This window comes from Pseudomonas sp., assembly GCF_030683065.1.
Classification (GTDB): domain Bacteria; phylum Pseudomonadota; class Gammaproteobacteria; order Pseudomonadales; family Pseudomonadaceae; genus Aquipseudomonas.
On sequence record NZ_JAUXMX010000054.1, the window covers coordinates 1 to 25,724 of the forward strand.

The 25,724-nt window shown below is 58.7% G+C and carries 25 protein-coding genes, 5 tRNA genes and 1 pseudogene; 10 read left to right on the forward strand and 21 right to left on the reverse strand.

Translation table 11 applies throughout. From position 1 onward, the window contains the following. The 4 genes and pseudogenes from Q8K09_RS17475 to Q8K09_RS17490 all read right to left on the reverse strand — a co-directional run. Positions 1-100, reverse strand: a pseudogene (locus Q8K09_RS17475) (short-chain dehydrogenase); the annotation flags it as partial. Positions 101-178: 78 nt separating this feature from the next. Then, positions 179-865, reverse strand: a complete 687-nt coding sequence (locus Q8K09_RS17480; RefSeq protein WP_305256262.1) for a histidine phosphatase family protein — start codon at positions 863-865, stop codon at positions 179-181. Next, positions 865-1,932, reverse strand: a complete 1,068-nt coding sequence (locus Q8K09_RS17485; RefSeq protein WP_305256263.1) for a phosphotransferase family protein — start codon at positions 1,930-1,932, stop codon at positions 865-867. Before Q8K09_RS17485 ends, Q8K09_RS17480 begins: the two co-directional genes overlap by 1 nt. A gap of 13 nt (positions 1,933-1,945) precedes the next feature. Next, positions 1,946-3,154 (reverse strand): acyl-CoA dehydrogenase family protein, encoded by a 1,209-nt coding sequence (locus Q8K09_RS17490; RefSeq protein WP_305256264.1) that lies wholly within the window; start codon positions 3,152-3,154, stop codon positions 1,946-1,948. 91 nt (positions 3,155-3,245) lie between these two features. On the opposite strand from Q8K09_RS17490, the gene Q8K09_RS17495 reads away from it, so the two are divergent. Then, on the forward strand, positions 3,246-4,160 hold the full coding sequence (locus Q8K09_RS17495) for a LysR family transcriptional regulator (RefSeq protein ID WP_305256265.1): 915 nt from the start codon (positions 3,246-3,248) through the stop codon (positions 4,158-4,160). Between the two features lie 26 nt (positions 4,161-4,186). Here Q8K09_RS17495 and Q8K09_RS17500 read toward each other — a convergent pair whose 3' ends face one another. From Q8K09_RS17500 to Q8K09_RS17545, 10 genes are all read right to left on the reverse strand, one after another. Continuing rightward, positions 4,187-5,710: an HD domain-containing phosphohydrolase gene (locus Q8K09_RS17500; RefSeq protein WP_305256266.1), complete on the reverse strand. Its 1,524-nt coding sequence runs from the start codon at positions 5,708-5,710 to the stop codon at positions 4,187-4,189. Between the two features lie 328 nt (positions 5,711-6,038). Continuing rightward, a tRNA-Glu gene (locus Q8K09_RS17505) sits at positions 6,039-6,114 on the reverse strand. A gap of 104 nt (positions 6,115-6,218) precedes the next feature. Beyond that, the gene (gene gltX, locus Q8K09_RS17510) at positions 6,219-7,751 is read right to left on the reverse strand and encodes a glutamate--tRNA ligase (protein WP_305256267.1); all 1,533 of its coding nucleotides are present in this window, start codon (positions 7,749-7,751) and stop codon (positions 6,219-6,221) included. 114 nt (positions 7,752-7,865) lie between these two features. Next, positions 7,866-7,955: transfer RNA gene (locus Q8K09_RS17515), tRNA-Ser, on the reverse strand. A 48-nt stretch (positions 7,956-8,003) separates the two neighbouring features. Next, positions 8,004-8,198, reverse strand: coding sequence for a DUF6726 family protein (locus Q8K09_RS17520; protein WP_305256268.1), 195 nt, complete (start codon positions 8,196-8,198; stop codon positions 8,004-8,006). A gap of 86 nt (positions 8,199-8,284) precedes the next feature. After that, positions 8,285-8,998, reverse strand: a complete 714-nt coding sequence (purC, locus tag Q8K09_RS17525; RefSeq protein ID WP_305256269.1) for a phosphoribosylaminoimidazolesuccinocarboxamide synthase — start codon at positions 8,996-8,998, stop codon at positions 8,285-8,287. A gap of 15 nt (positions 8,999-9,013) precedes the next feature. Further along, on the reverse strand, positions 9,014-9,610 hold the full coding sequence (bamC, locus tag Q8K09_RS17530) for an outer membrane protein assembly factor BamC (protein WP_305256270.1): 597 nt from the start codon (positions 9,608-9,610) through the stop codon (positions 9,014-9,016). Position 9,611: 1 nt separating this feature from the next. After that, positions 9,612-10,490, reverse strand: a complete 879-nt coding sequence (gene dapA, locus Q8K09_RS17535) for a 4-hydroxy-tetrahydrodipicolinate synthase (RefSeq protein ID WP_305256271.1) — start codon at positions 10,488-10,490, stop codon at positions 9,612-9,614. A gap of 129 nt (positions 10,491-10,619) precedes the next feature. Then, positions 10,620-10,695, reverse strand: a tRNA-Gly gene (locus tag Q8K09_RS17540). 27 nt (positions 10,696-10,722) lie between these two features. Continuing rightward, positions 10,723-10,798, reverse strand: a tRNA-Glu gene (locus Q8K09_RS17545). A gap of 220 nt (positions 10,799-11,018) precedes the next feature. Between Q8K09_RS17545 and Q8K09_RS17550 the strand changes: the two genes are divergently transcribed. Beyond that, complete coding sequence (locus tag Q8K09_RS17550; protein WP_305256272.1) at positions 11,019-11,789, forward strand: hypothetical protein; 771 nt, start codon at positions 11,019-11,021, stop codon at positions 11,787-11,789. A gap of 515 nt (positions 11,790-12,304) precedes the next feature. Here the strand turns inward: Q8K09_RS17550 and Q8K09_RS17555 are convergent. Next, positions 12,305-12,392 (reverse strand) — tRNA-Ser (locus tag Q8K09_RS17555). Between the two features lie 181 nt (positions 12,393-12,573). On the opposite strand from Q8K09_RS17555, the gene Q8K09_RS17560 reads away from it, so the two are divergent. From Q8K09_RS17560 to Q8K09_RS17590, 7 genes are all read left to right on the forward strand, one after another. Then, positions 12,574-13,242 carry a Bax inhibitor-1/YccA family protein gene (locus Q8K09_RS17560; RefSeq protein ID WP_305256273.1) on the forward strand — a complete coding sequence of 223 codons (669 nt, stop codon included), beginning with the start codon at positions 12,574-12,576 and terminating at the stop codon, positions 13,240-13,242. Positions 13,243-13,351: 109 nt separating this feature from the next. After that, a complete protein-coding gene (gene tusD / locus Q8K09_RS17565) occupies positions 13,352-13,744 on the forward strand; it encodes a sulfurtransferase complex subunit TusD (RefSeq protein ID WP_305256274.1) in 393 nt (130 codons plus the stop codon). Between the two features lies 1 nt (position 13,745). Continuing rightward, a complete protein-coding gene (gene tusC, locus Q8K09_RS17570) occupies positions 13,746-14,105 on the forward strand; it encodes a sulfurtransferase complex subunit TusC (RefSeq protein WP_305256275.1) in 360 nt (119 codons plus the stop codon). Further along, the gene (tusB, locus tag Q8K09_RS17575) at positions 14,105-14,404 is read left to right on the forward strand and encodes a sulfurtransferase complex subunit TusB (RefSeq protein WP_305256276.1); all 300 of its coding nucleotides are present in this window, start codon (positions 14,105-14,107) and stop codon (positions 14,402-14,404) included. The genes tusC and tusB overlap by 1 nt, the downstream gene beginning before the upstream one ends. Next, on the forward strand, positions 14,401-14,736 hold the full coding sequence (locus Q8K09_RS17580) for a TusE/DsrC/DsvC family sulfur relay protein (RefSeq protein WP_305256277.1): 336 nt from the start codon (positions 14,401-14,403) through the stop codon (positions 14,734-14,736). The genes tusB and Q8K09_RS17580 overlap by 4 nt, the downstream gene beginning before the upstream one ends. Continuing rightward, complete coding sequence (locus Q8K09_RS17585; RefSeq protein ID WP_305256278.1) at positions 14,733-15,716, forward strand: glycosyl transferase family protein; 984 nt, start codon at positions 14,733-14,735, stop codon at positions 15,714-15,716. Before Q8K09_RS17580 ends, Q8K09_RS17585 begins: the two co-directional genes overlap by 4 nt. A 90-nt stretch (positions 15,717-15,806) precedes the next feature. Continuing rightward, positions 15,807-16,805: a glutathione S-transferase family protein gene (locus Q8K09_RS17590; protein WP_305256279.1), complete on the forward strand. Its 999-nt coding sequence runs from the start codon at positions 15,807-15,809 to the stop codon at positions 16,803-16,805. A gap of 92 nt (positions 16,806-16,897) precedes the next feature. Here the strand turns inward: Q8K09_RS17590 and cysG are convergent, their stop codons facing one another. The 6 genes from cysG to ftsK all read right to left on the reverse strand — a co-directional run bounded on the left by cysG (position 16,898) and on the right by ftsK (position 24,484). Then, positions 16,898-18,289, reverse strand: coding sequence for a siroheme synthase CysG (gene cysG / locus Q8K09_RS17595; RefSeq protein WP_305256280.1), 1,392 nt, complete (start codon positions 18,287-18,289; stop codon positions 16,898-16,900). A 122-nt stretch (positions 18,290-18,411) separates the two neighbouring features. Next, positions 18,412-19,692 (reverse strand): serine--tRNA ligase, encoded by a 1,281-nt coding sequence (gene serS / locus Q8K09_RS17600; RefSeq protein WP_305256281.1) that lies wholly within the window; start codon positions 19,690-19,692, stop codon positions 18,412-18,414. Between the two features lie 16 nt (positions 19,693-19,708). Continuing rightward, entirely contained in the window at positions 19,709-20,083 is a 375-nt protein-coding gene (gene crcB, locus Q8K09_RS17605; RefSeq protein ID WP_305256282.1) for a fluoride efflux transporter CrcB, read from the reverse strand. Beyond that, positions 20,080-21,405 carry a replication-associated recombination protein A gene (locus Q8K09_RS17610; protein ID WP_305256283.1) on the reverse strand — a complete coding sequence of 442 codons (1,326 nt, stop codon included), beginning with the start codon at positions 21,403-21,405 and terminating at the stop codon, positions 20,080-20,082. Before Q8K09_RS17610 ends, crcB begins: the two co-directional genes overlap by 4 nt. Before the next feature lie 19 nt (positions 21,406-21,424). Continuing rightward, positions 21,425-22,051, reverse strand: a complete 627-nt coding sequence (gene lolA, locus Q8K09_RS17615; protein WP_305256284.1) for an outer membrane lipoprotein chaperone LolA — start codon at positions 22,049-22,051, stop codon at positions 21,425-21,427. Positions 22,052-22,081: 30 nt separating this feature from the next. Beyond that, entirely contained in the window at positions 22,082-24,484 is a 2,403-nt protein-coding gene (ftsK, locus tag Q8K09_RS17620; RefSeq protein WP_305256285.1) for a DNA translocase FtsK, read from the reverse strand. Positions 24,485-24,732: 248 nt separating this feature from the next. Here ftsK and trxB point away from each other — a divergent pair, with 248 nt between their 5' ends. Continuing rightward, positions 24,733-25,683 (forward strand): thioredoxin-disulfide reductase, encoded by a 951-nt coding sequence (gene trxB / locus Q8K09_RS17625; RefSeq protein WP_305256286.1) that lies wholly within the window; start codon positions 24,733-24,735, stop codon positions 25,681-25,683. The last annotated feature ends 41 nt before the right edge of the window (positions 25,684-25,724 follow it).

Consider the following 25,724-nt stretch of genomic DNA (forward strand, 5'->3'; position numbering starts at 1 on the left):
CTCCATTGGCCGCCAACAGACGTGCAATGCCTTCGCCAATGCCGCGACTGGCTCCCGTCACCAAGGCTATCTTTCCAGACAGATCAAACAGGTTTTGCATGGCCACTCTCTTTTTATTGTCAGTTGGGTTGATCCACTTGCATCGTCATGATGATGCCGTGACGACGACTCAGGGTCATCAGCGGTAGGTGAGCAAGGCGGGGTCGTCATGCACGTCCAGATGTGCAGTGGCATTGAAGGAATGTAATGTCACCATGTCGCCACTGTAGAGCAGCCGGGTGACACTGCTATTGTGGGTAATGCCATTGAGGGCAAAGCAGTTGGCATCACTCAGCCCCAGTACGGCCTGCAACATCACGCTGACCACACCACCGGAAGTAAAGATGATGGCATCTCCTGATGCCTGACGTAATTCCACCGAGGCCGCCCGCACACGGTCACGGAAGTGCGGCCACGACTCGTTGTACTCGCCATCGAAACGGCCGTCATGCCAGCGCTCGACTGCGGAGGTGAATATTTCGTGAAAGGCTTGGCGTGGACGCGGTGTCGTCGCCAGAAAATGGGCAATCACGGCCTTGTCTGCAAAATCTGGGCGATAGACTTCGAGCACATTCTCGTGATCGAACTCGGCCAGACCGTCTAGTGTCGATGCCACGGGCAATTCACCATAAGCACTGGCGAACGCCTCCAGGCTTTGCTGATGCCGATACATGGGGCCACTCACCACTCGCACCGGCTTTTTTGCACGGTGCCGCCACCACTCGCCCAGCAAGCGGCATTGCCGCACACCGGTATCCGATAGCGCATCATAATTGTCGGCACCAAAAGAAGCCTGACCGTGACGCACAAGAAAAAGACTGGCCATTAACGCGAAGACTCCGCAATGAGACGCTGACAGCGCTGATCAAGGTAATTCACCATCTGGCCAAACATCGCGAATTGCGGGTTTTGGGTTTGGCCGTGATAAAAGCGGTAATAAATCTGCTGGGCAATCGCCGCCAGGCGAAACAGGCCGTAGACCTCATAAAACGTGAAGTCATCGACGCGCCAGCCGGTTTTTTCACCGTAATAGGCAATCACTTCTGCTCGCGTCATCATGCCGGCGGCATTGGTAGGTTGGCGGCGCATCATCTGCAACACGGCGTCATCATCAGACTGCACCCAGTAGGCCAGCGTATTGCCAAGGTCCATCAGCGGATCGCCGAGCGTCGCCATTTCCCAGTCCAGCACGCCGGTCACCTGCATCAGGTCTTCTGCGTCCAGCACCACATTGTCGAGGCGGAAATCATTGTGGATGAGGCAGATAGCCACTTCTTTCGGTGGCTGGTTCACCTCCAGCCACGCCATGACGGCTTCTGCGTCCACGACATCCGGCGTGCGTGCATTGCGATAGCGCTCTGACCAGCCACTGACCTGGCGCGCCACATAGCCCTCGCCTTTACCAAGACTGTCGAGGCCGGCGGCCTTCACGTCCACCTGATGCAACTCGATCAGCCGGTCGATGACATGACGGCAAAGCGTGCGCGTCTGCTCGGGCGTCAGAATGAGTTCATCGGGGAAATTTTTTCGCGGAATGATGCCGACCAGCCGTTGCATGACATAAAAATCGGCATCCATCACGGCAGCATCCTGACACAGGGCCAGTACCTCCGGCACATAGGGATAGACTGGTTTGAGCGCCTGCATGATGCGGGCTTCGCGTGCCATGTCATGCGCACCTTTGGCTTTTTTCCCAAAGGGAGGGCGCCGCAGGATGAGATCACGGTTGTCGTAGCGGATACGGTAGGTGAGATTGGAGGCACCGCCCGGGAATTGCGTAATGACAGGACTTCCCTGCAAGTCCGGCAACACCGATTTCAACCAGGCATCAATCACCGGGCCATTGAGTTCTTCACCTGCGCGGATGGCACCGGCATCATCAATCAGACTCATTTTTTTGTCCTTTTCAGCGCGGGATGTACTTGCCGACTTCGGCCTTGGCAATCAAAGCGCGATGCACTTCGTCCGGGCCGTCCGCCAGACGCAGGACACGCGCATACGCGTACATCGCCGTCAGCGGCAAATCATCGGAGACGCCGGCCCCTCCATGCATCTGGATGGCCTGATCAATCACGAGCTGCGCCATGCTGGGGGCCACGACCTTGATCTGGGAAATTTCACTCTTCGCGCCTTTGGTGCCGACCGTATCCATCATCCACGCGGCTTTCAAGGTCAGCAGTCGCGCTTGTTCAATACTCATGCGGGCATTAGCAATGATGTCGCGATTCCCCCCCAATGCGGCCAGTGGCTTACCGAATGCCACACGCGTCAGTGCACGCTGACACATCAACTCCAGTGCACGCTCGGCCGCACCAATGGCGCGCATGCAATGATGAATACGACCTGGCCCTAAGCGGCCCTGCGCAATCTCGAAGCCACGACCGGGCCCGGCAATGATGTTCGTCACCGGCACACGTACATTGGTGAAGGTCACCTCACCATGCCCATAGGGCTCATCAAGGCGTCCGAATACCGGCAGCATGCGCTCAATGTTCAAACCCTCTGCATCAATCGGCACGATCACCATGGAGTGCTGCGAATGCTTGGGTGCCGAGGCATCGGTGAGCCCCATGAAAATCACGAATTTGCAGGCCGGATGGCCGATGCCCGAGCTCCACCATTTGCGCCCGTTGATAACGACTTCATCGCCCTCAATCACTGCCGTCGCTTGCATGTTGGTTGCATCCGAAGACGCCACTTCTGGCTCCGTCATGCAGAATGCCGAGCGGATTTCAGCGTTCAGCAGCGGCTTGAGCCACTTTTCCTGCTGCGCCTCATCGCCATACTTCACCAGCACCTCCATATTGCCGGTATCCGGTGCATTACAATTGAACACTTCCGGCGCAATGAGTGAGCGCCCCATCTCTTCCGCCAGTGGCGCGTACTCCACGGTGGAAAGCCCGGCGCCACCATGCTCCACATCGGGCAAGAAAAGATTCCATAAGCCGGCGGCACGCGCCTTTGCTTTCATTTGCGTCATCAGTGCCGGCTCCTGCCAGGGCGCGGAGGCCAGCGCCTTGAAATAGTCGGTCTCATACGGCGTTACTTCGGTCGCCATGAAGGCGCGCAGGCGCTCGATATGGTCCTGGGCACGCGGGGAATGACTGAAGTCCATGGGACGCTCCGGCAAGGTGAGAGTGCAGGCATCGTACGCGCCGGGCTACCATGCGCCAAATCGATAGTTTTTATAGCGAGCCATTCATCATATGGATATCAGGAAGCTCGACCTCAACCTGCTGGTCGTTCTCGAGGCCATCCACGCCGAGGGCAATCTGACACGCGCGGCCCATCGCCTGCACCTGAGCCAGCCGGCTCTCAGCCATGCCCTCGCCCGGCTACGTGTCGCACTGGATGATCCACTGTTCATCCGTTTGGGTAATCGCATGGTGCCCACACCACGGACACAGCGCCTCATGGGCCCGCTACATGAGGCACTAGGCCTGATTACGGAGGGCATTCAGGAAGGGGCTCGCTTCGACGCGGCCAGCTCACGTCAGGAGTTCACGCTCGGACTGCGTGACGTGTTTGAAGCCACCGCCCTACCCGGGTTACTGACGGTCATGGCCCGTGAAGCGCCGGATGTGCGGCTGGCCAGCGTGCGTGTGGACCGGCGAGAGCTGGAGAGTGATCTGGTGGATGGCCGGCTGGATGTCGCACTCGACGTTCTGCTGCCACTGTCAGATGACATCCGACGGGCACCCGCGTCGCAGGACCGGCTGATCGTGGTGGCGCGTGCAGGACATCCCGGCATCCAGCGTAGCCGGCTCAGCATCGAGAGCTATCTGGCCGCCCAGCATGTGCTGGTGTCATCACGCCGGCGTGGCCCCGGTTTTGAAGATCAGGAACTGGCGCGGCTCGGACACCGACGGCAGATTGTGCTCCGGTGCCAGCATTATTTTGCTGCGTGCCGCGTGGTCGCCGAAACCGATTACTTGCTGACCATGCCGGCGCAATATGCGGCGCTGGCCAATGCAGGGCTTGGCAACCGGCTACTGGAAATGCCCGTACCGATTCCCGCCATGGATGTGTACCTGTACTGGCACGAAAGCCGCGAAACCGACCCGGCGAATCGGTGGCTGCGCGAACGTTTGCTCAAGCTGTTCGCCAATCGCCGTGCCTGAGACTCCCGGCATGCGCCGTGAGCCCCTCAGAAATACGCGGCAGGATCGCTGATATCGAGCTGCTCGGGCCGCAGATAGATACGCGCGTATTTTTCCCACACGCGCGAAGAAAGGAACAATGCATAAAGATCAGGATCGATATGACTCTGCTGGCGCATGCGCTGAAGAATGCTTAATGCCTGCGATATCTTCATCGGCGCCTTGTAAGGACGATCGCTGGAGGTCAGGGCCTCGAAAATGTCGGCAATCGCCATCATGCGCGCCGGCCAGGACATCTGCTCACGCTTCAGGCCACGCGGGAAGCCGGTGCCATCCATTTTCTCGTGATGGCCACCGGCATATTCCGGCACCCGTTTGAGATTTTTCGGGAACGGCAACGATTCCAGCATCTGGATCGTCACTTTCATGTGGTCGTTGATTTTCTGGCGCTCGTCATACGATAGCGTGCCACGTTCGATGCACAGGTATTTCACTTCCTCATCCGTGAGGATTGGCTGCTCCATGCCGAGATGATCACGCCAGCGCCGCGAAGCGATTTGCTTCACCCGCGCCTGATCCTCGGGCTTCATGAACTCGCCCCCCACATTCGCCTTCTCGATGAAAAGACAATCATCACGCAGGGCCGCCAGCTCCTCTTCCATGACTTCCTGCAACACGGCAGTTTGGGCGGGCTGACTGGCAATCTGGCGCAAAAAGCTGATCTCAAGCTGCGCCATGGCCGCGGTAAAACGCGTCTTCACGGCATCGATACCATCGAGCATCAGGTGCAGCTTGGTTGCCTTGTCCAGCACCCAGTCGGGTGTGGCCAGCTTGCCGCAGTCATGCATCCACGAGGCGACGCGTAGCTCATACCATTCGCTTTCATCAAGATTGAAGCTCTGCAACGGGCCCTCGTCCGTTTCGCAGGCAGCTTGCGCGATCAGCTCCGTGAGCACGGGTACGCGCTGGCAATGGGCGGAGGTGTGCGCCGACTTGGCGTCAATCGCTTGGGCAATCACCTTGATGAAGGCATCGAGCAGGTCTTTGTGATCCTGCAAGAGAATCTGGTTATCGAGCGCAATCGCCGCACTCGAGGCCAGTGCTGCAATAATCGGCTCGATACTTTTCGGGAAGGCGACCGATTCACCCGATTCAGGATCCTTGGCATTGACCAGTTGCAGGACGCCAATGATTTCATCGGCATGATTGCAGAGCGGAACCGTCAGAAAGGATTTGGAGCGGTAGCCGGAGCGCGCATCAAAAGCCTTGGTGCCGGAAAAATCGAGATGCTGCGCAAAATAGGCATCCTCAATGTTTTCCATGCGCTTGGTCAGCGCTGTATGCGTGGCGATATTGTTGTGATTGGGCGTGCCGTCATCGCGATAAAGTGGCAGTGGTGGAAACTGGATCGGGTTGCCAGATGTGCCGCCAAGACGCAGCTTGAGGGAGTTATTGCGGAGTATCTCGAACTCGAGAACAGGCTTGCCTTCCTCGTGCTCCTTGATCAGGTAAAGCGTGCCGCCATCGGCATGGGTGATGTCTTGAGCGGCATCCAGAATGCGCTCGAACAAACGGGAAGTATTGCGCTCACCGGACAGCGCGGTGCTGATTTCGATCAGCCGCCAGAACAGGCGCTGATCCAGCTCGGCGGTCACATCCGTGGTCGTCATGGCAGGCTCCGGACAGGGTTAGCGGGACTCTAGCACAAGGCATCTGACGGGCTGATGTCTCCGTCACATTCATCAATAACCGTTTGTCGACACGGCATATCCACTGGCAATTGCCACATTGGCGCCTTGTGAAAAGACATGGTGCATGTGCAGGCGAAGCGCCCCATGCATGGGCGCTTGCCGCCTCATGAAAATACAAAAGCCCGCTACTGCGGGCCTTTGTATGTGTTGGCGTCCCCACGGGGATTCGAACCCCGGTTACCGCCGTGAAAGGGCGATGTCCTAGGCCTCTAGACGATGGGGACTTGCCCTGGTGCGAGGCGGCCCCCATCAATGATGAAGGCGCTCGTGAAGCTGTTCGGAGCATGCCGACTACCGCCTGAGTGGCCATGCCCGCGAGGCGCGGATTCTATGCAGCGCCCCCGGAAGCGTCAACGACAGCCGCCGCCGCGAGTGCTGCCGCTGACTGCTCACGCCACGCTTTGTCCCATTCTTTCAGCTCGTTTTTCGACACCCCACCCAGCACGGCAAGCGCATGGCGAAGACGGGCACGGGTCATGTCCGGCCCCAGAATCGCCATTGCCTCCATCACTGGTGTACTGGACACCGAACCGGCAATAGCCACAAAAAACGACGGCATGAAGTCTCGCAGCTTGATGCCCATGACGGTGCTCACCCGCGACAACAGTGCACTGATGGCGGAGTGCTCCCACTGGCGCAACGCCTCCAACTCCCAGAGCGTGATTTGCAACATGCGCCGTACCTCATCGGGCGAGAGCTTCTTGTGGGCAAAATCCTCAGGTGTGAGCTTGAGTTGGCCTGCAAAGAAAAAGCCGGCCCAGCTCACGGCATCTGACAAGGTCTGGATACGCGTCTGGATTTGCGGCACCACTTTTTCCAGATAGGCAGGATTGAAGGCCCAGCGCTGGAAGGCCTGCATCAGCTCAGGCACCGGCATTTCACGCAGCCAGACGCTGTTCAGCCACGAAAGCTTCTCGATATCGAAAATCGGTCCGCCCAGCGACACCCGGGTGATATCAAAATTCGCCACCATTTCAGCCAGTGAGAATTTTTCGCGCTCATCCGGCATCGACCAGCCCATACGACCGAGATAGTTGAGCAACGCCTCCGGCAAAAATCCCATGCGCTCGTAGTAAGTGATGCTGGTGGGATTCTTGCGCTTGCTGAGCTTGGATTTATCGGGATTACGCAGCAGCGGCATATGGCAAAACACCGGTTGCTGCCAACCGAAAAGCGTGTAGAGCAGCACGTGCTTTGGCGTAGAGCTGATCCATTCTTCCCCACGAATCACATGCGTGATTTCCATGAGGTGATCATCCACCACATTGGCCAGATGATAGGTGGGCAGGCCATCGGCCTTCATCAGCACCTGCATGTCCACTTCAGACCAGGGAATTTCGATATTTCCTCGCAGCATGTCGGGAATCACGCAAACGCCCTCGCGCGGCACCTTCATGCGAATCACGGCCGACTCGCCCGCCGCCAGCCGTTTTTCCACTTCGGCCTTGCCGAGACTCAGGCAATGCCCGTCATAGCCCGGATTCTGCTTGGCGGCCATCTGTTCTGTGCGCAGGACATCCAGACGCTCTGAGGAACAAAAACAGTGAAAGGCATGCCCTTTTTGCACCAGTTCCTGCGCATGTGCCTTGTAAATCTCACTACGCTCGCTTTGCCGGTACGGCGCATGCGGGCCGCCCACATCAGGGCCTTCATCCCACTGCAAACCCATCCAGTTGAGCGCAGAGAGAATCTGCGCCTCTGACTCCGGCGTCGAGCGAACCTGATCCGTATCTTCGATGCGCAAAATGAACTGGCCCTGATGCTGGCGCGCAAAGCAGAGATTGAACAACGCAATATAGGCAGTCCCGACGTGGGGATCACCGGTAGGCGACGGTGCAATACGTGTACGAACTGTGGTCATGGGAGATTCCCGGCGGCATGAGTCAGAGCAGATACGGAATTATATACAGGGGCAGTAAAGAATCAGGTGCCCAGAAAGCACAACGCCCCGCAAGGCGGGGCGTTGTGTTCTGTCTGGCGGAGAGGGAGGGATTCGAACCCTCGGTAGACTTGCGCCTACGCCTGATTTCGAGTCAGGTACATTCAACCGCTCTGCCACCTCTCCAAACGAGCGCGCAAAGATACCGGCTCAGCGCCAACCAGACAAGTGCTGTCAGATGGGAATATCGTCAACCGTGTTAGCCGCGCCCTGGATGGCATCGTTAGCCGTGTTGCCCGCAACAGGAACAATCGACACAACCGCCCCTACCACACGCATCGGCACCGTGACCACTTTGGTCAAAAAGCAGCCACTGAGCGTCGACACCATCGCCGTAACTGCCAGCAAACGCAAAATATTCTTGTTCATTTTGATGAGCTCCATGTGATCAAACCGCAGGGCTTGCGCCTTGCGCGCCGAGTCAGTCTGACAGGGCCCTGTGGGCCCCGCAAGCCTCAGTCGAACGCCACACCGATACGCTGACCGACTTCTTCGTACGCCTCAACTACGCCACCCAGACCTTGGCGGAAACGGTCTTTATCGAGCTTTTTGCGGGTGTCTTTGTCCCAGAGACGGCAACCGTCCGGAGAGAACTCGTCACCGAGCACGATTTCGCCATGAAACACGCCGAACTCCAGCTTGAAATCAACCAGCAGCATGTTGCCGGCATCAAACACACCCTTTAGCACATCATTGACGAGGAAGGACAGCTCCTTCATACGCTCCAGTTGCACATCCGTGGCCCAGCCGAACGAACGCACATGGAACTCGTTCACCATGGGATCGCCCAGCGCATCATTCTTCAGGAACAGCTCGAAGGTCGGGGGCGTGAGTTCTTTGCCCTCTTCCACGCCCAAGCGACGCACCAGACTGCCGGCGGCAAAGTTGCGGACCACACATTCAACCGGAATCATGGTCAGGCGCTTGACGACGGACTCGGTATCGGAGAGCAGCCGCTCGTGGTGAACGGGAATCCCGGCCGCCGCGAGCTTGTCCATGATGAAGGCATTGAACTTGTTGTTGACCATGCCTTTGCGGTCGAGCTGCTCGACTTTCTTGCCATCAAACGCCGAGGTGTCGTTACGGAACAGGATGATCAGCCGGTCGGCATCATCAGTGGCATACACGGATTTGGCCTTGCCGGTGTAGAGCAGATCGCGCTTTTCCATGAACCTCTCCGGAAGTCAGGGCCAACGACTGACAATCGACTCGAACAAGGTTCGCGTCACTGCCTGCGGGGCCAGGGTATCGTCATTTTGCTGCAGGGCCAGCGTGTAGTCTGTCTGGCCACGGGTGACACGCAACTGATAAATCACTGGCTTGCCATCCGTATTGGCAAGACTCAGGAAATACATCGCCAAGCGCTGGTCGCGGTCGTCAATTTTTACATTCGCGGCACGCAGCGCCTGATCCAGCGTATCCCATACGGCATTGAATTCACCCTGGATGCTCAGCACCGGATAGCCATTGCCGTCTTGCGTCATGACCGGTTTATTGGCGCCCTTCACATCCGGGGTCGGAGCGGCAACACCTGACACCGCGTCCTGTGGCAACGGACGCGGCTTGGGAACCTCAAACTTTGCCGGCCACTCCACAGGCCCCGTCTCTGGCGGAACCGGAAAAAGCGGACGAACCGGACGCGCCTCCTGCCCTGCCGGCAACACCAGCGGAGCAACATCTTGTGCCTGCCGGTAATCCAGTGCGCGATCCCTGAACGGTCCGACGCAGGCAGTCACCAGAACACAGGACAGCAAAATGCCAGCAACGCGCAACGTAATCATTTCAGCTGAGTACTCCGGCATGGCGTAACGCCGACTCGACCGGTGCACGGCAGGACTCTGCCAGCACCGTCAGCGGCAAACGGATACCGGTATCAATGCGTCCCATGGCGTGCAGGGCCCACTTCACCGGAATCGGATTGGACTCGATAAACAGATCACGATGCAGCAGTTGCAGCGGCGCGTTGAGCGCCTCGGCGGCAGCACCATCACCTGCCAGTGCAGCGGCGCAGACACGCGCCATGGCACCTGGGGCAACGTTTGCTGTTACGGAAATATTGCCCTTGGCGCCGGCCAGTATCAGCTCCCATGCAGTAGGATCATCGCCGGAGTACACGGCCATACGGTCGCCGACCAGACCAATCAGCTCGCGGCCACGCTCAAGATTGCCGGTGGCATCCTTGATAGCGACGATATTGGGCGTGCCAGCCAGTCGAGCAACGGTGGCATTACTCATGTCCACTCCGGTACGGCCGGGGACATTGTAGAGAATCTGGGGAATGGCCACGGCCTCGGCGATGGCCTTGTGATGCTGGTAAAGGCCTTCCTGGGTGGGCTTGTTGTAGTACGGCGTCACCAACAACACCGCATCTGCTCCAGCAGCAGCGGCAGCACGTGTCAGTTCAATGGCTTCGCTGGTCGAGTTGGCACCCGTGCCCGCGATAACGGGAATGCGTCCGGCGGCCGTTTCAATCACGGCCTTGACCACCGCCATATGCTCATCGACATCCAGCGTTGCAGATTCGCCGGTAGTACCGACCGCCACAATCGCATTGGTTCCCTCCGCCACATGCCACTCCACCAATCGGCGCAGGGACTCCCAGTCCACAGAACCATCGGGATGCATAGGGGTGACAAGGGCAACAAGGCTGCCGGTAATCATGCTGCTCTCCGCAGAGTTGCAAAGCCGGCAATCTTAATGCCGGGCACCGGGCTTGAACAGGTCGCACGATTGGCGCGACCGGCCAGCCGGAAAAGAAAAAAGCCGGCTACAAGCCGGCTTTTCTTGAACTGGAGCGGGAAACGAGACTCGAACTCGCGACCCCGACCTTGGCAAGGTCGTGCTCTACCAACTGAGCTATTCCCGCATATACAGCATTTGCCTACAACAATAATGGCGTCCCCTAGGGGACTCGAACCCCTGTTACCGCCGTGAAAGGGCGGTGTCCTAGGCCACTAGACGAAGGGGACGCAACCCGGAACCAACAATTAACTCTCCGGCTTCCGTTCAATGCTTTAAAGCATTGCTCTGGAAGTGGCGCGCATTCTATGGATCCTGCGCGGGGCCGTCAACCTCTCTGTAAAATTTTTTTAAAATCAACGACTTCAGACCAGATTATACGGTGGCTCTATCAGCACCGAGACTAAGGCACTACACTCCGACGAAACCAGAATCTACGAGGCGGTACCGATGTCCCCACTGGTCATTACCCTGCTGATTGTCGGCGGTATCGCCTTATTAATAGCGATCGCCTTTGTCAATCACATGGTCGAACAAAGCAAGCTGGAGAAGACCCGCCTAAGGACCGAGCTCAACGACCGTATCCGCCGCTGCAGCACTGTATCGGAATTATTGCCCGGACAGCTGATGACACCCCAGCTAAAGCTGATACTGACTCGCCTGCAGCAACACTTCACTCAGCGCCTGGTGCAATTGCAGCCAGGCAATGCTGACAGCAGAGCGCAGCTGGAGGCACTGCGCCTGCTGATTGCCCAGGGCGATGCGATCCCGGTACAGAACCCGCCACAGCAGATCAATAACGAAGCCAAAGCCAAAGAAGTACGCTTTCAGCTGGAAAATCTGCACGGACAAATCACCCGCTGTGCCCAGGACGGCATTCTGCCGACCAAGGAAGCCAAGCACTGGGCAAATGAAATACGCCTAATGCTGGTGCAACTGCATATAGAGCTGTTCGGCAACCTCGGCCACCAGGCCCTGCAGCAGAATCAGCCCGGGCAGGCACGCCTGGCTTTCGAGCGCGGCGCACAATACCTGCGCAAACAAGCCGATACAGCACGCTACCAGGCACCCCTGCAAAAATTCGAAAGCCAACTCGCCCGCGCCAATGCAATGGTCGTGGACATGGGCAAACCGAAGGCGGATGACGTCAGCGAGCTGACCGATGGCTTGAAAAGCCTGGGCGGCGATGAAGATTGGAAGAAGAAGAATATTTACGATTGAGATGCAGTAGAAAGGCCATATCCCCGCGCGCTGCTGCTTGCACCACAACAACCGCCCCACGGGTATTGCTGAGCCAAACCCGGAGCATTGCTGATCGCGCCACTACCCTGCAATTGCATTGCGGCAGCAGGCACTAGGCACTAGGCTGGTTTATCAGCCCATCGACAAGCGCACTGCATGCGCTACCAGCCATGGCTAAGTGCCTGCCCAAAACCTGCGTATAAAGGCGCCACCACTCACCAATGCCGCCTCGGTAGCATTGGCGTGATTGCAGCGGCCCACGCACCGTCACCCTCAAAGCCAACGGCCAGCGTCCAATACGGCAACAAATCCCGCTCGGCAGGCATAAAAAAACCGGAACCTTTTAGGGTTCCGGTTTTTTTGCTGAACACCTGCTCAGCGATTCACCACCAAGATGAACGACACTGCCCTGCAATGAGGACCTTGACGTCATCCGACAAGCACAACGCACCTAATCCAGAATCGAGAATGTGTACGTAACTGCTTGTTTAAATTGGCGGAAGCGGTGAGATTCGAACTCACGGACCCTTTCGAGTCGACGGTTTTCAAGACCGTTGCAATCGACCACTCTGCCACACTTCCTGGTTCTTCCTATTGCGGCTTTCGAGGCCGCTGCGTTCAACCACGCTTTAGCGCTTGTAGCGTTGAACGGGCGGCAATATTACCCGAACGCAACACACTGTCAAACTCTCTGGGTTGGCTATGCTCAGCGCTCTGTTATTATCGAGCTTGATTTTGGATTAGCCTCTACAGGAGTGTCGCCATGCACGAACAAGATTACGCACTCAGTCACGCCCAGGTTGAGCAGCATGAAGTCAGCCGCGTACTGCGCAATACGTATGGCCTGCTGGCCATTACCCTGGCTTTCAGCGGCTTGGTTGCCTACATGGCTCAACGCGCCAATGTGCCCTATCCGAATATCTTCGTGGTGCTGGTTGGCTTCTATGGCCTGTTCTTCCTCACCGCCAAACTACGCGACTCGTCCTGGGGGCTGCTGTCCACCCTCGCACTGACCGGCTTTATGGGCTACACCTTGGGGCCGATTCTCAATCGCTACCTGGGCATGGCCAACGGCGCCGAAGTAGTCAGCTCGGCCTTCACCATGACCGCCCTGGTTTTCTGCGGCCTGTCAGCTTATGTGCTGATTTCGCGCAAGGACATGAGCTTCCTCAGCGGCTTCATTACTGCAGGTTTCTTCGTCCTGATCGGCGCGATGGTAGCGGGCTTCTTCTTCCAGATCAGCGGCCTGCAACTGGCAATCAGCGCAGGTTTCGTGCTGTTTTCCTCGGCCTGCATTCTGTTCCAGACCAGCGCCATCATCCATGGCGGCGAACGCAACTACATCATGGCGACCATCAGCCTGTATGTGTCGATCTACAACCTGTTCATCAGCCTGCTGCAGATCTTGGGCATCATGGGCAGCAACGACTGATTACCGAGCTGTACCGAAAGCCCGCTTCGGCGGGCTTTTTCATGCCCGCGGCGAGCATCTTGCGCGCTCAGGCTTTATCATTGCGCCAGATTTAGCTGCCGGGTTTTATATGAAGTTCGCCATCGCTCTTTTCGCCCCACCGCACGCGCCCTCCTCCCGACGCGCCCTGCGTTTCGTCCAGGCAGCCCTGGCAGGCGGCCACCAGATCGAACGGCTGTTCTTCTATCAGGACGCGGTGCATAACGCCTCGAGCAATGTGGTCAGCGCACAGGACGAGCTGGATGTCCCAAGAGAGTGGCGCGAACTAATCGATCAGCAGCAAATCGATGGCGTTGTCTGTATTGCCGCAGCGCTACGCCGCGGCATTCTTAATGAGCAGGAAGCGCAACGTTACCGGCGTGGTGCCGGCAATCTGGATGCACCCTGGGTACTTTCTGGGCTCGGTCAACTGCATGAAGCAGCGCAAACCGCCGATCGCCTGATCTGCTTCGGAGGATCTTGAGGTGAGTAAGTCCTTGCTGATCATCAGCCGCCAGTCGCCCTGGTCCGGACCAAGCGCCCGCGAAGCGCTGGATATCGCCCTGGCTGGCGGCGCATTCGACCTGCCCCTTGGAATGCTGTTTCTCGACGACGGCGTGTTCCAGTTGGCGCCGGCGCAACAGCCAGCTGCCCTGCAACAGAAAGACCTCAGCGCCAACCTGCAGGCGTTGCCGATGTTCGGCGTCGATGCGCTGTATGCCTCGGCGCGCAGCCTGCAAGAGCGCGGCCTGGAGCAACAGATGCTGACGCTGGCGACCGAGCTGCTGGACGATGCCGCCCTGATCGCGCTTATCGACCGCTACGACCAGGTGATCACCCTCTAATGGCTACCCTGCATGTGTTATCCCATTCGCCGTTCAGTGACAGCCGGCTGAGCAGCTGCCTGCGCCTACTCGGCCCTACCGACGGCCTGCTGCTCTGCGGCGATGCGGTATACGCTCTGCAGCCCGGCACGGCGCAGCGCCAGGCGCTGGACTTGATGCCCATGGGTATCGGCCTGTTCGCCCTCGACGAAGACCTCTGCGCTCGCGCTCTAACCGCGCCGGTAAGGGTCCAGGTAGTCGACTACCCGGGGTTCGTCGAGCTCAGTTGCCGCTTCGATAAGGTCAACAGCTGGCTATGACGCATTTGATTGTTGCCGGCCAGTGCATCGAACTGGACCAGGATGGCTACTTGGTCGCCCTGACGGACTGGTCGGAACCGGTGGCTGAAGCCCTGGCGCAGCAGGAGCAGTTACCCCTCAGTGCCGAACACTGGCAGATCCTGCATTTGCTGCGGGCCTTCTACGCCGAGTTCCAGCTGTCGCCAGCCAATCGGCCACTGATCAAATACATAGCGCTCCAGCTGGGCCCGGAAAAGGGCAACAGCCTGCACCTCAATCTGCTGTTCAAAGGCGCTCCCGCCAAACTCGCCGCAAAGCTGGCGGGTCTGCCCAAACCGACGAATTGTCTATGAATCTTGTCACCCCAGCCGAACATCCTTTTGCCCAATTCGTGCGCATCCTCGGCAAAGGCAAACGCGGCGCGCGCAATCTGACCCGTGAAGAAGCTCGTGAAGCGATGGGCATGTTGCTCGACGGTAAGGCCGAAGAAACCCAGCTTGGCGCCTTCCTGATGCTGCTGCGGCACAAAGAGGAAAGCGCCGAAGAAATGGCTGGCTTTGCCGAGGCAGTACGCGAGCGTTTGCGGGCGCCGGAAATTGCGGTCGACCTGGACTGGCCCAGTTATGCCGGCAAAAAGCGTCATTTACCCTGGTTCCTCCTCGCCGCCAAGGCCCTGGCCAACAGTGGCGTGCGCATTCTCTTGCATGGTGGTGGCGCGCACACTGCCGGACGGCTGTATAGCGAGCAGGTCATCGAACGCCTGCAGATCCCACTGTGCCGCAACTGGACCGAGGTGGAACGCGCCCTGCAGGAGCAGCACTTGGCATTTATCCCGCTGGGCGACTGGATGCCGCAACTGCAACGGATGATCGACCTGCGCAACATTCTCGGTTTGCGTTCGCCGATCCACTCACTGACCCGCATCCTCAACCCCCTCTCGGCCCGCTGCGGCCTACAGAGCATCTTTCACCCCGGTTATCAGGCGGTGCACCGCGAAGCCAGCCAATTGCTCGGTGATACAGCGCTGGTGATAAAGGGTGAAGGTGGTGAGGTAGAAATCAATCCGGACGCCACTAGCCATCTCTATGGCACAGCCAACGGCGAGAACTGGGACGAAGACTGGGCACCGCTGTCAGCGCAGCGCCACGTCAAACCCGCGACGCTTGAGCCTGAGCACCTGCAGGCGTTCTGGCGTGGCGAAGCCGAGGACGCTTACGGCCGACTCGCGGTACTAAGCACTATGGCCATGGCCCTGCGCGGCCTGGGTATAGCACACGAAGAGGCGTACAAGCAGGCTGAGCAGCGCTGGGCCGCCCGACACACATTGATCTAGCCGATCTTTAGATACAGGTTTTTCCATCTTTCAATCGAACTGTTGCCGTTAGACTGAATGCCTGAGCCGTAAAGCTAAAGGAGTCAGGTAATGGGTTTATTAATTGACGGAAGCTGGCATGACCAGTGGTATGACACGGCCGGTGACGGCCGCTTCAAACGCGAGGATGCCCTGCGGCGTAACTGGATCACCGTCGACGGCAGGCCGGGGCCAAGCGGCGAAGGCGGTTTCAAGGCGCAAGCCGGTCGCTACCACTTGTATGTTTCTCTCGCCTGCCCCTGGGCCCATCGCACCCTGATCCTGCGTCAGCTCAAGGGCTTGCAGGACCTGGTCGATGTATCGGTGGTCAGTTGGCTGATGCGCGACGATGGCTGGACCTTCGACCCGACTCATGGCTCCACGAGTGATGCGCTGGACGACTTGGAGTTTCTGCATCAGCGCTACACCGCCGATGACGCCAATTACACTGGGCGGGTGACCGTCCCCTTGTTGTGGGACAAACAGCAACAGCGCATCGTCAGCAATGAGTCAGCAGAAATCATCCGCATGTTCAATTCGGCGTTCGATGGGCTGACGGGGAATACTTTCGACTTTTATCCCGAAACACTGCGCGGCGCGATCGACGCACTCAATCAACGCACCTATTCGGCGGTCAATAATGGCGTTTACCGCGCCGGTTTCGCCACTACCCAGGCGGCCTACGAGGAAGCCTTTGGCGAACTTTTCGACGAACTGGATTGGCTGGACGCACGCCTCGGCGAGCATCGCTACCTGGCTGGCGAATACCTCAGCGAAGCCGATTGGCGCCTGTTTACCACCCTGATCCGCTTCGATGCGGTGTACCACGGGCACTTCAAGTGCAACCTGCGCCGCCTCGGGGACTACCCGAATCTGTCCAACTGGCTACGTGAGCTTTACCAATGGCCTGGAGTGGCAGCAACCGTGGATTTCGAGCACATCAAAGGCCATTATTACGCCAGCCATCGCACCATCAATCCGACCGGCATAGTGCCCAAGGGTCCAGCGTTGGACTTGTCCTGCGGCCATGACCGCATGCGTCTGCCGGGCAAGGGCGTTTGGGGAATGTAGGAGCGGCCGGGCTGCGTTCCGCTTTAGCCGCGAATTCTTCGCGGCACAGCCAAAGCTTCACGGCTGAAGCCGCTTTTACAGGATGGCTCGGCTCACATCTCAGCCTGAGCGCCTTCGAACCAGGCGAGCTTTTCACGTAACTGCACCACTTCGCCGACAATGACCAGGGTCGGCGCATGAACCTGATGCCGGGCAACCAATTCCGCCAGGTTAGCCAGGGTTCCGGTGAAGACCCGCTGGTTGCGCGTGGTGCCCTGCTGAATCAACGCAGCTGGGGTGTTGGCAGCACGGCCATGGGCAATCAATTGCTGGCAAATAATTGGCAAACCGACCAGCCCCATATAAAACACCAGGGTCTGGCTGGGCGTCGTCAGTTCCGCCCAAGGTAGATCGCAGCTACCGTCCTTGAGGTGGCCGGTAACAAAGCGCACCGACTGCGCATGGTCGCGGTGAGTCAGCGGAATCCCCGCATAAGCCGCACAACCACTGGCCGCGGTGATACCGGGTACGACTTGGAAGGGGATGCCGTGGGCCGCCAATTCCTCGATCTCCTCGCCGCCACGGCCGAAGATAAACGGATCACCACCTTTCAGGCGTAACACCCGTTTGCCTTCTTTAGCCAGGCTGACCAGGCGCTGATTGATCTGATCCTGCGGTACGGCGTGTTCGGCGCGCTGCTTGCCAACATAAATGCGCTCGGCATCACGACGGCACAGCTCGATGATCGCTGGAGCGACCAAGCGATCGTAAAGCACCACATCAGCTTGCTGCATCAGACGCAGGGCGCGAAATGTCAGCAGGTCCGGGTCGCCCGGCCCGGCACCGACCAGGTAAACCTCGCCAAGGGCGCGTGGAGCGGCACCGGCGACTTTTTCCTCAAGCAGGCGTTCGCCTTCCTGCAGCTTGCCCGCGAATACACTTTCAGCAATTTGCCCCTGGAATACATCCTCCCAGAACACCCTGCGCTGCTGTACATCAGGGAACAAGCCTTTGACTTGCGCACGAAATTTCTTCGCCAGGCTGGCTAGTTGCCCATACCTTGCCGGAATCCAGGTTTCGATCTTGGCCCGAATCAACCGCGCCAACACCGGTGCATCGCCGCCACTGGTAACAGCGACGATCAGCGGCGAGCGATCGACGATCGCCGGAAAGATCACGCTGCACAGCTTCGGTGCATCGACGACGTTGACCGGAATACCCAGCGCTTGTGCCTGCGCGGATATTTGCGCGTTCAGCGGTTCATCGTCGGTCGCGGCAATGATCAATACCACGCCAGCCAAGTCTGCGGGCTGATAGGTGCGCAGCAGTACCTCGCCACTCTGCCCGACCAACTCACGCAGCTCATCGCGCACCTCGGGCGCCACGACCCGCAGCCGGGCGCCGGCATCGGCTAGCAGACGCGATTTACGCAGGGCCACCTCACCGCCACCGACCACCAGTACCAGGCGATCCTGCAATTTGTGGAACAGGGGAAGAAAGTCCATGAGCATGATCCAGGCAAGTGGCAGTGGCGCGGCACGAGATAAAGGCCCCGCGGGCTTCAGTCCACGGGGATTGATGGCAGCGGCGGGTGGAAAGCCACCCTACCAGGTAAGCCCTTCGCGATTTAACCGATGACTTCGATGCCGCCCATATAGGGTTTTAGAACCTCGGGCACACGAATACTGCCATCGGCCTGTTGGTAATTCTCCAGCACCGCCACCAGGGTACGGCCCACCGCCAGGCCCGAGCCGTTGAGGGTGTGCAACAGTTCCGGCTTGCCGGTTTCCGGGTTGCGATAACGTGCTTGCATGCGTCGCGCCTGGAAGTCACCGCAATTGGAGCAGGAGGAAATCTCGCGGTACTTGTCCTGGCTCGGCACCCAGACTTCCAGATCGTAGGTCTTGGTCGCGCTGAAACCCATGTCGCCGGTGCACAGAGCGAGCACGCGGTACGGCAGTTCGAGCAGTTGCAGGACCTTTTCGGCGTGGCCGGTGAGCTCCTCCAGCGCCTGGCTGGAAGTGCTCGGATCGACGATCTGCACCATCTCGACCTTGTCGAACTGATGCTGGCGGATCATGCCACGGGTGTCGCGCCCGGACGCGCCAGCTTCGCTGCGGAAACACGGGGTGTGAGCAACCAGCTTCAACGGCAATTGCTTAGCATCAAGAATCTCGCCAGCAACGATATTGGTCAACGACACTTCGGCAGTCGGGATCAGGTACAAATCGGCCTCATTTTCGCGGCTGATCTTGAACAGGTCTTCCTCGAACTTTGGCAGCTGGCCAGTGCCCTGCAGCGCCGGGGCCTGAACCAGGTAAGGGGTGTAGGCCTCTTCATAACCATGTTCGCCGGTGTGCAGGTTGATCATGAACTGGGCCAGGGCGCGATGCAGGCGAGCGATCGGCCCGCGCAGCAGGGCGAAGCGGGCACCGGACAACTTGGCGGCAGTTTCAAAATCCAGCCAGCCGAACTTCTCGCCCAGCGCAACATGATCCTGAATGTCGAAGTCGAAAGCCTTGGGCGTGCCCCAGCGGCGCACTTCGACGTTGCTCTCCTCATCCGCACCGACCGGTACCGACTCATCCGGCAGGTTGGGAATGTTCAGCAGCAGGCTGTCCAATTCGAGCTGAATGGCATCCAGCTCCAGCTTGCCTTGGTCCAGTTCGCTGCCCATACGATCGACATCCGCCAGCAGCGGCGCGATGTCTTCGCCGCGCTGCTTGGCCTGACCGATTGCCTTGGAGCGACTGTTGCGCTCGGCTTGCAACTGTTCGGTGCGGGTCTGTACGGTCTTACGCTGGGTTTCTAGTCCTTCAAAACGCGCCACATCCAGTTCAAAGCCGCGCGCGGCAAGGCGCTGAGCCACATCGTGGAGTTGGCTGCGCACCAGTTTTGAGTCAAGCATGTCAGGTTCTCGTCGATCAGAGTTTGGTGAATGATAGGCCAGCCCAGGTAGCGAGCAGGCCACCCAACACACTCAGCGCCACATAGCCGAAGGCCATTGGCGCCTGGCCGCTTTCCAGCAGGCGCAAGGTGTCGAGGGAAAAGGATGAAAAGGTGGTCAAACCGCCGAGAAAGCCGACGATCAAGCCAGCACGTAACTCCAGCGGTATATCCGGGCGCAGCAGAAACAGCCCGTACAAGTAACCGATCAACAGGCAGCCAACGATATTGACCGCCAAGGTCGCGGTGTAGAAATACTGAGGCCAGTTTGCATTGATGAAGTTACCCGTGGCGAAGCGCAGCAGTGAGCCGCATGCCCCGCCAGCGGCAACTGCGATAACCGCCGCGATCATGGCTTTCTCCGCTGGCGTGGGCTGGCCGCATCCTGGCTGGCCAGGTGCGCGAGCTTATCGCGAATTTTCTGCTCAAGGCCGCGCGGAACGGGTTGATAGTACTGTCGCGCCGGCAGGTGCTCGGGGAAGTAGTCCTCACCGGCGGCGTAGGCATCCGGCTCGTCATGGGCATAGCGGTATTCGTCGCCGTAGCCCAGCTCTTTCATCAGTTTGGTCGGCGCGTTGCGCAGGTGCAGCGGTACTTCCAGGGAGCCATGCTCGGCGGCATCGCGCATCGCTGCCTTGAACGCGCTATACACCGCATTGCTTTTCGGCGCGCAAGCCAGGTAAACGATGGCCTGGGCCACCGCTAGCTCGCCTTCAGGGCTGCCGAGACGCTCTTGCACATCCCAGGCATTGAGGCACAGCGTCAAGGCGCGCGGGTCGGCGTTGCCAATGTCCTCGCTGGCCATGCGCACCACCCGGCGGGCGATATACAGCGGGTCGCAGCCGCCATCGAGCATGCGCGCAAACCAATACAGCGCGCCATCCGGGCTGGAGCCACGCACCGACTTGTGCAACGCGGAAATCTGGTCGTAAAAGGCCTCGCCCCCTTTGTCGAAGCGCCGACGGCTGTCGCCGAGCAGGTCCAGCAACAACTCAGTGCTGATGGCACTGCCGTCCTCGGCCAGATCCGCGGCATTTTCCAGAAAATTCAGCAAGCGCCGGCCATCGCCATCTGCAGCAGCCAGGAGGATCTTGAAGCTTTCTTCCGGCAGGCTCAGTTGCCGTTCACCGAGCCCCTTGGGGTCAACCAGGGCCCGGGTCGCCAGCTTGTGCAACGCCTCTTCGCCGAGGCTTTTGAGGACATACACGCGCGCCCGCGACAGCAAGGCGTTGTTCAGTTCGAACGAGGGGTTTTCGGTGGTGGCGCCGATAAAGATCAGGGTGCCATCTTCCACATAGGGCAGAAAAGCATCCTGCTGCGACTTGTTAAACCGATGCACCTCGTCGACGAACAAGATGGTTCGACGCCCGTACTGGGCGGCATGCTGTTGTGCAACCTCGACCGCCTGGCGGATCTCCTTGACCCCGGAGAGTACCGCGGAAATAGTCTCGAAGTGGGCATCGGTGACCTGAGCCAGCAAGCGCGCCAAGGTGGTCTTGCCCACGCCCGGCGGCCCCCAGAAAATCATCGAATGCAGGGCGCCTTGCTCCAACGCTTCGCGTAGCGGCTTGCCACGTGCCAGCAGATGCTCCTGGCCGACGTACTCGTCCAGACTGGCGGCACGCAAGCGCGCCGCCAGCGGCTGTGCGATAGGAGCATTACGAAACAGATCCATGGCAGCGAGCTACGACCTCTTACTCTTGAATAACGTCCGCGCCTTCGGGAATCTCGAAGCTGAACGAGGCGTCGTCCACGGCTTCATTCATCTTGACGCTGAGGAACAGAATATTGGTGCGCTGGCCGATACTGTCGATCAGCTGCATGTCATTCAATACGCCGCCGCGAAACGACAGGCGCAGGCTATCAAACAGTGTGTCCTTGGACTTGGGCTTGAGGATGAAGTCGACCACGTTGCCGCCTTCCTGGTGGCTGATCGCGAAATTCTCACGAATGTCGGATACATCGCCGGACAGCAGCAAGGCCGGAGTATGAGTCAGGCGCTTGTCGAGGGTCTGAATGGTGACCTGCTCAAGGTCAGGGTCATACAGCCAAACCTTCTCGCCATTGGATACCAATAACTGCTCCATAGGGGCATCGGTGTGCCAGCGAAACAACCCCGGACGCTTCAGCACAAGCTGACCGGCGGTTTCCTGCAACTGCGTGCCGCTGCCATCCAGGGTCAGCTGCGAAAAACGCGCGCTAATCGTTTGCGCCTGACTGAGTAATACGGTCAGACGCTGGGCTGATGCTTCCTCGTCCGAGTACGCGGGAACGCTGGAAATACTTAAAGCTGCCAGCAACAGCATACGAATCAGGCGCATGGAACTCCTTATCACATTAATTTCGGGGCGTTAGTCACGAGTTGGACTTGGCGCGATCACTTCACGCGAGCCATTGGTACTCATCGATGTCACTACGCCAGCCACTTCCATCGCTTCAATCATTCGCGCAGCACGGTTGTAACCGATCTTCAGCTTACGCTGCACCGCAGAAATCGAGGCCCGGCGACTTTCGGTAACGAACCGTACGGCTTCGTCATACAGGGCGTCCTCTTCACTGCCCTCGCCTCCACCCTCGCTGCTGCCTTCAAAGCCGCTGCCTGACTCTTCGACACCGGCCAGAATGTCTTCGATATAGTCTGGGGTACCGCGTAGCTTCCAGGCCTCGACCACGCGGTGAACCTCTTCGTCGGAAACGAAGGCGCCATGCACGCGAATCGGCAAGCCCGTGCCGGGCGGCAGGTAAAGCATGTCGCCGTGGCCGAGTAACTGTTCGGCGCCGCCCTGGTCGAGGATGGTACGCGAGTCGATCTTGCTCGACACCTGGAAGGCCATACGGGTCGGGATATTGGCCTTGATCAAACCGGTAATCACATCCACTGACGGCCGCTGGGTGGCGAGAATCAGATGGATACCGGCGGCACGGGCCTTCTGTGCGATACGGGCGATCAACTCTTCAACCTTTTTGCCGACGATCATCATCATGTCGGCAAACTCGTCCACCACCACCACGATGGTCGGCAGGGTTTTCAGCAGCGGCGCCTCGTCATGCATATTTTCGCGTTTGTACAACGGATCGGCCAAAGGCTCGCCTGCTTCCTCGGCCTCCCTGACTTTGCGGTTGAAGCCGGCCAGGTTGCGCACGCCCATCTTCGACATCAGCTTATAGCGCCGCTCCATTTCGGCGACGCTCCAGCGCAGGGCGTTGGCCGCCTCCTTCATGTCGGTGACCACGGGACAAAGCAGGTGCGGAATGCCTTCGTAGATCGACAGCTCGAGCATTTTCGGGTCGATCATGATCAAGCGCGCCTCTTCCGGCGTGGACTTGAACAGGATCGACAAAATCATCGCATTGACCCCCACCGACTTACCCGAACCGGTGGTGCCGGCGACCAGCAAATGAGGCATTTTCGCCAGGTCGGTAATCACCGGACGGCCGCCGATGTCGTGACCAAGAGCCAGAGTTACCGGGGACTTGGCGTCATCGTACTCGGGCGATGACAGCACCTCGGAAAAGCGCACGATCTGGCGGTCTTCGTTAGGTACCTCGATACCCACCGTGGTCTTACCGGGAATCACTTCAACCACACGCACGCTGATGATCGCCATCGAGCGGGCCAAGTCCTTGGCAAGCCCGGAAATGCGGCTGACCTTGACGCCCGCGGCAAGCTGGATCTCGAATCGCGTGATCACCGGCCCCGGGTGTACCGACTCGACCATGACCTCAACGCCAAATTCCTTGAGTTTGATCTCAAGCAGGCGCGACATGGCCTCCAGTGACTCCGGGGAGAACTTCTTCTGCTTCTTCTCGGCGACGTCGAGAATTGAAATCGGCGGCAAGGTACCTTCGACGGCACTGTCGACAAATAACGGCGCCTGCTTTTCTTTCTGCACGCGCTTACTCGGCTCGGCGGCCTTAGGCTCGGCAGGCGGGGTAATCACAGGCGCAGCTCTGCTTTCACGGGCGCTCATGTGTTTGGTTAACGCTTCTTCGCGCTGAAGCAAGCGCTCTTTGACTTTGGCCTGCTCACGGCGGTCATGCACCATCGGTGCAGCCACTTCGTTAACCCGCTCATCGACTTCACGCAGCTGGGCAACCAGTTGCTTGCGCTCGTTACGGGCGTTCCACCAGCGATTGACCAGGCTCTGAATCAATTCGAGAAGATCCAGAGTAATTTTGCCGGTGAGGTCCATGACCCTGAACCAGGATAAGTCGCTGAACACGGTCAAGCCAAACAAGAAAAGTGCGATAAACAGCAAGGTGCTGCCTTGCACGTTCAGTATATCTTCAGCGAGCTGACCCAGGCTCTCGCCCAATGCCCCTCCAGCCGAGGCTGGCATGCTGGAACTGGCGTCGAAATGAATATCGGCCAGCGTGGCGCCAGACAGCACCAGAAACACCAGGCCGATCAATCGCCATGAGAACAACCAGCCACTCCACTGCCATGGCAGGTGGCGGTTACGGAACACTTGCCAGGTCTTGACCCCCAACAGCAAGGGGAACACATAAGCGAAATAGCCCAAGGCCATGAACAAGATATCGGCGAACCAGGCGCCAGCTCGCCCGGCGGCATTCTGCACCTGCTCGATATTACTGGTATGCGTCCAGCCAGGGTCGGCAGGGTCATAGGTCAGCAACGCCATCCACAGATAAAGGCATAGCGCACCAAGCGCGATCAAGGCGCCCTCTTTCAACCTGCAAGGCAATTGCTGACGCCAGACTGGAGTCTGGGCGGTGGGGCTCGAATTCTTCAAAACGCATCTATTCCTGCGCCAGCGGCGCGCCGAATACTTGGTTAACGGCAAAAAACTTTGACTATTGTACGGGTTTACCCAGCTGATGCCACGCCAGGCAGCGCAGTGACAACCAGCACGAACGAAGCCCTCTGCCGGCGGCTCCCGTTCGCCCCCTGCTTCGGTGTAGCATAGCCAGCAAGATCATTACGTGCGGCTCAATTTGAGCACGCATTCTCTTTTGTGACAAAGACTTATGAGGTGTTTCTATGAGCGAAGTCAAGCATTCACGCCTGATCATTCTGGGTTCCGGGCCTGCCGGTTATGCAGCTGCGGTATACGCCGCCCGCGCCAACCTCAAGCCAGTGGTGATCACCGGCATCCAGCCCGGCGGCCAACTGACCACCACGACAGAAGTGGACAACTGGCCAGGTGACGTCGAAGGCTTGACCGGCCCTGCGCTCATGGAACGCATGCAAAAACATGCCGAACGCTTCGACACCGAGATCCTGTATGACCACATCCATACGGCCGAGTTGCAACAACGTCCGTTTATCCTCAAAGGCGACAGCGCCACCTACAGCTGCGATGCACTGATCATCGCAACCGGCGCTTCAGCCCAGTACCTCGGCCTGCCGTCAGAAGAAGCCTTTGCCGGCAAAGGGGTTTCGGCCTGCGCCACATGCGACGGATTCTTCTACCGCAACCAAGTGGTCGCAGTGATTGGTGGCGGTAACACCGCCGTCGAAGAAGCGCTGTACCTGTCCAATATCGCCAAAGAAGTCCATCTGGTTCACCGTCGCGACAAGCTGCGCTCGGAAAAAATCCTGCAAGATAAATTGTTCGACAAGGCCGCCAATGGCAACGTGTACCTGCACTGGAATCACACCCTGGAGGAGGTGCTTGGCGATGCTAGCGGTGTAACCGGCGTACACCTGAAAGACACCACTAACGGCCAATCCAAAGAGCTGCCTCTGACTGGGGTATTCATCGCCATTGGCCACAAGCCCAACACCGACCTGTTCCAAGGCCAGCTAGAAATGCGTGACGGCTACCTACTGATCAAGGGCGGCAGCGAAGGCAATGTTACTGCCACCAGCATCGAGGGCGTGTTCGCTGCCGGCGACGTGGCCGACCACGTATACCGTCAGGCAATCACCTCTGCAGGAGCCGGCTGCATGGCTGCGCTGGATGTCGAAAAATTCCTCGACGATAATTGATCTGCCTCGGGCGCACGCCCGGTAATCAGCTTAGCCAGGGC

What these genes read in the sequence shown, in the direction of transcription:
- Q8K09_RS17480 (WP_305256262.1), bottom strand. Translation starts at nt 865, where the DNA reads ATGGCCAGTCTTTTTCTTGTGCGTCACGGTCAGGCTTCTTTTGGTGCC.
- Q8K09_RS17485 (WP_305256263.1), bottom strand. Translation starts at nt 1,932, where the DNA reads ATGAGTCTGATTGATGATGCCGGTGCCATCCGCGCAGGTGAAGAACTC.
- Q8K09_RS17490 (WP_305256264.1), bottom strand. Translation starts at nt 3,154, where the DNA reads ATGGACTTCAGTCATTCCCCGCGTGCCCAGGACCATATCGAGCGCCTG.
- Q8K09_RS17495 (WP_305256265.1), top strand. Translation starts at nt 3,246, where the DNA reads ATGGATATCAGGAAGCTCGACCTCAACCTGCTGGTCGTTCTCGAGGCC.
- gltX (WP_305256267.1), bottom strand. Translation starts at nt 7,751, where the DNA reads ATGACCACAGTTCGTACACGTATTGCACCGTCGCCTACCGGTGATCCC.
- Q8K09_RS17520 (WP_305256268.1), bottom strand. Translation starts at nt 8,198, where the DNA reads ATGAACAAGAATATTTTGCGTTTGCTGGCAGTTACGGCGATGGTGTCG.
- purC (WP_305256269.1), bottom strand. Translation starts at nt 8,998, where the DNA reads ATGGAAAAGCGCGATCTGCTCTACACCGGCAAGGCCAAATCCGTGTAT.
- bamC (WP_305256270.1), bottom strand. Translation starts at nt 9,610, where the DNA reads ATGATTACGTTGCGCGTTGCTGGCATTTTGCTGTCCTGTGTTCTGGTG.
- dapA (WP_305256271.1), bottom strand. Translation starts at nt 10,490, where the DNA reads ATGATTACCGGCAGCCTTGTTGCCCTTGTCACCCCTATGCATCCCGAT.
- Q8K09_RS17550 (WP_305256272.1), top strand. Translation starts at nt 11,019, where the DNA reads ATGTCCCCACTGGTCATTACCCTGCTGATTGTCGGCGGTATCGCCTTA.
- Q8K09_RS17560 (WP_305256273.1), top strand. Translation starts at nt 12,574, where the DNA reads ATGCACGAACAAGATTACGCACTCAGTCACGCCCAGGTTGAGCAGCAT.
- tusD (WP_305256274.1), top strand. Translation starts at nt 13,352, where the DNA reads ATGAAGTTCGCCATCGCTCTTTTCGCCCCACCGCACGCGCCCTCCTCC.
- tusB (WP_305256276.1), top strand. Translation starts at nt 14,105, where the DNA reads ATGGCTACCCTGCATGTGTTATCCCATTCGCCGTTCAGTGACAGCCGG.
- Q8K09_RS17580 (WP_305256277.1), top strand. Translation starts at nt 14,401, where the DNA reads ATGACGCATTTGATTGTTGCCGGCCAGTGCATCGAACTGGACCAGGAT.
- Q8K09_RS17585 (WP_305256278.1), top strand. Translation starts at nt 14,733, where the DNA reads ATGAATCTTGTCACCCCAGCCGAACATCCTTTTGCCCAATTCGTGCGC.
- Q8K09_RS17590 (WP_305256279.1), top strand. Translation starts at nt 15,807, where the DNA reads ATGGGTTTATTAATTGACGGAAGCTGGCATGACCAGTGGTATGACACG.
- cysG (WP_305256280.1), bottom strand. Translation starts at nt 18,289, where the DNA reads ATGGACTTTCTTCCCCTGTTCCACAAATTGCAGGATCGCCTGGTACTG.
- serS (WP_305256281.1), bottom strand. Translation starts at nt 19,692, where the DNA reads ATGCTTGACTCAAAACTGGTGCGCAGCCAACTCCACGATGTGGCTCAG.
- crcB (WP_305256282.1), bottom strand. Translation starts at nt 20,083, where the DNA reads ATGATCGCGGCGGTTATCGCAGTTGCCGCTGGCGGGGCATGCGGCTCA.
- Q8K09_RS17610 (WP_305256283.1), bottom strand. Translation starts at nt 21,405, where the DNA reads ATGGATCTGTTTCGTAATGCTCCTATCGCACAGCCGCTGGCGGCGCGC.
- lolA (WP_305256284.1), bottom strand. Translation starts at nt 22,051, where the DNA reads ATGCGCCTGATTCGTATGCTGTTGCTGGCAGCTTTAAGTATTTCCAGC.
- trxB (WP_305256286.1), top strand. Translation starts at nt 24,733, where the DNA reads ATGAGCGAAGTCAAGCATTCACGCCTGATCATTCTGGGTTCCGGGCCT.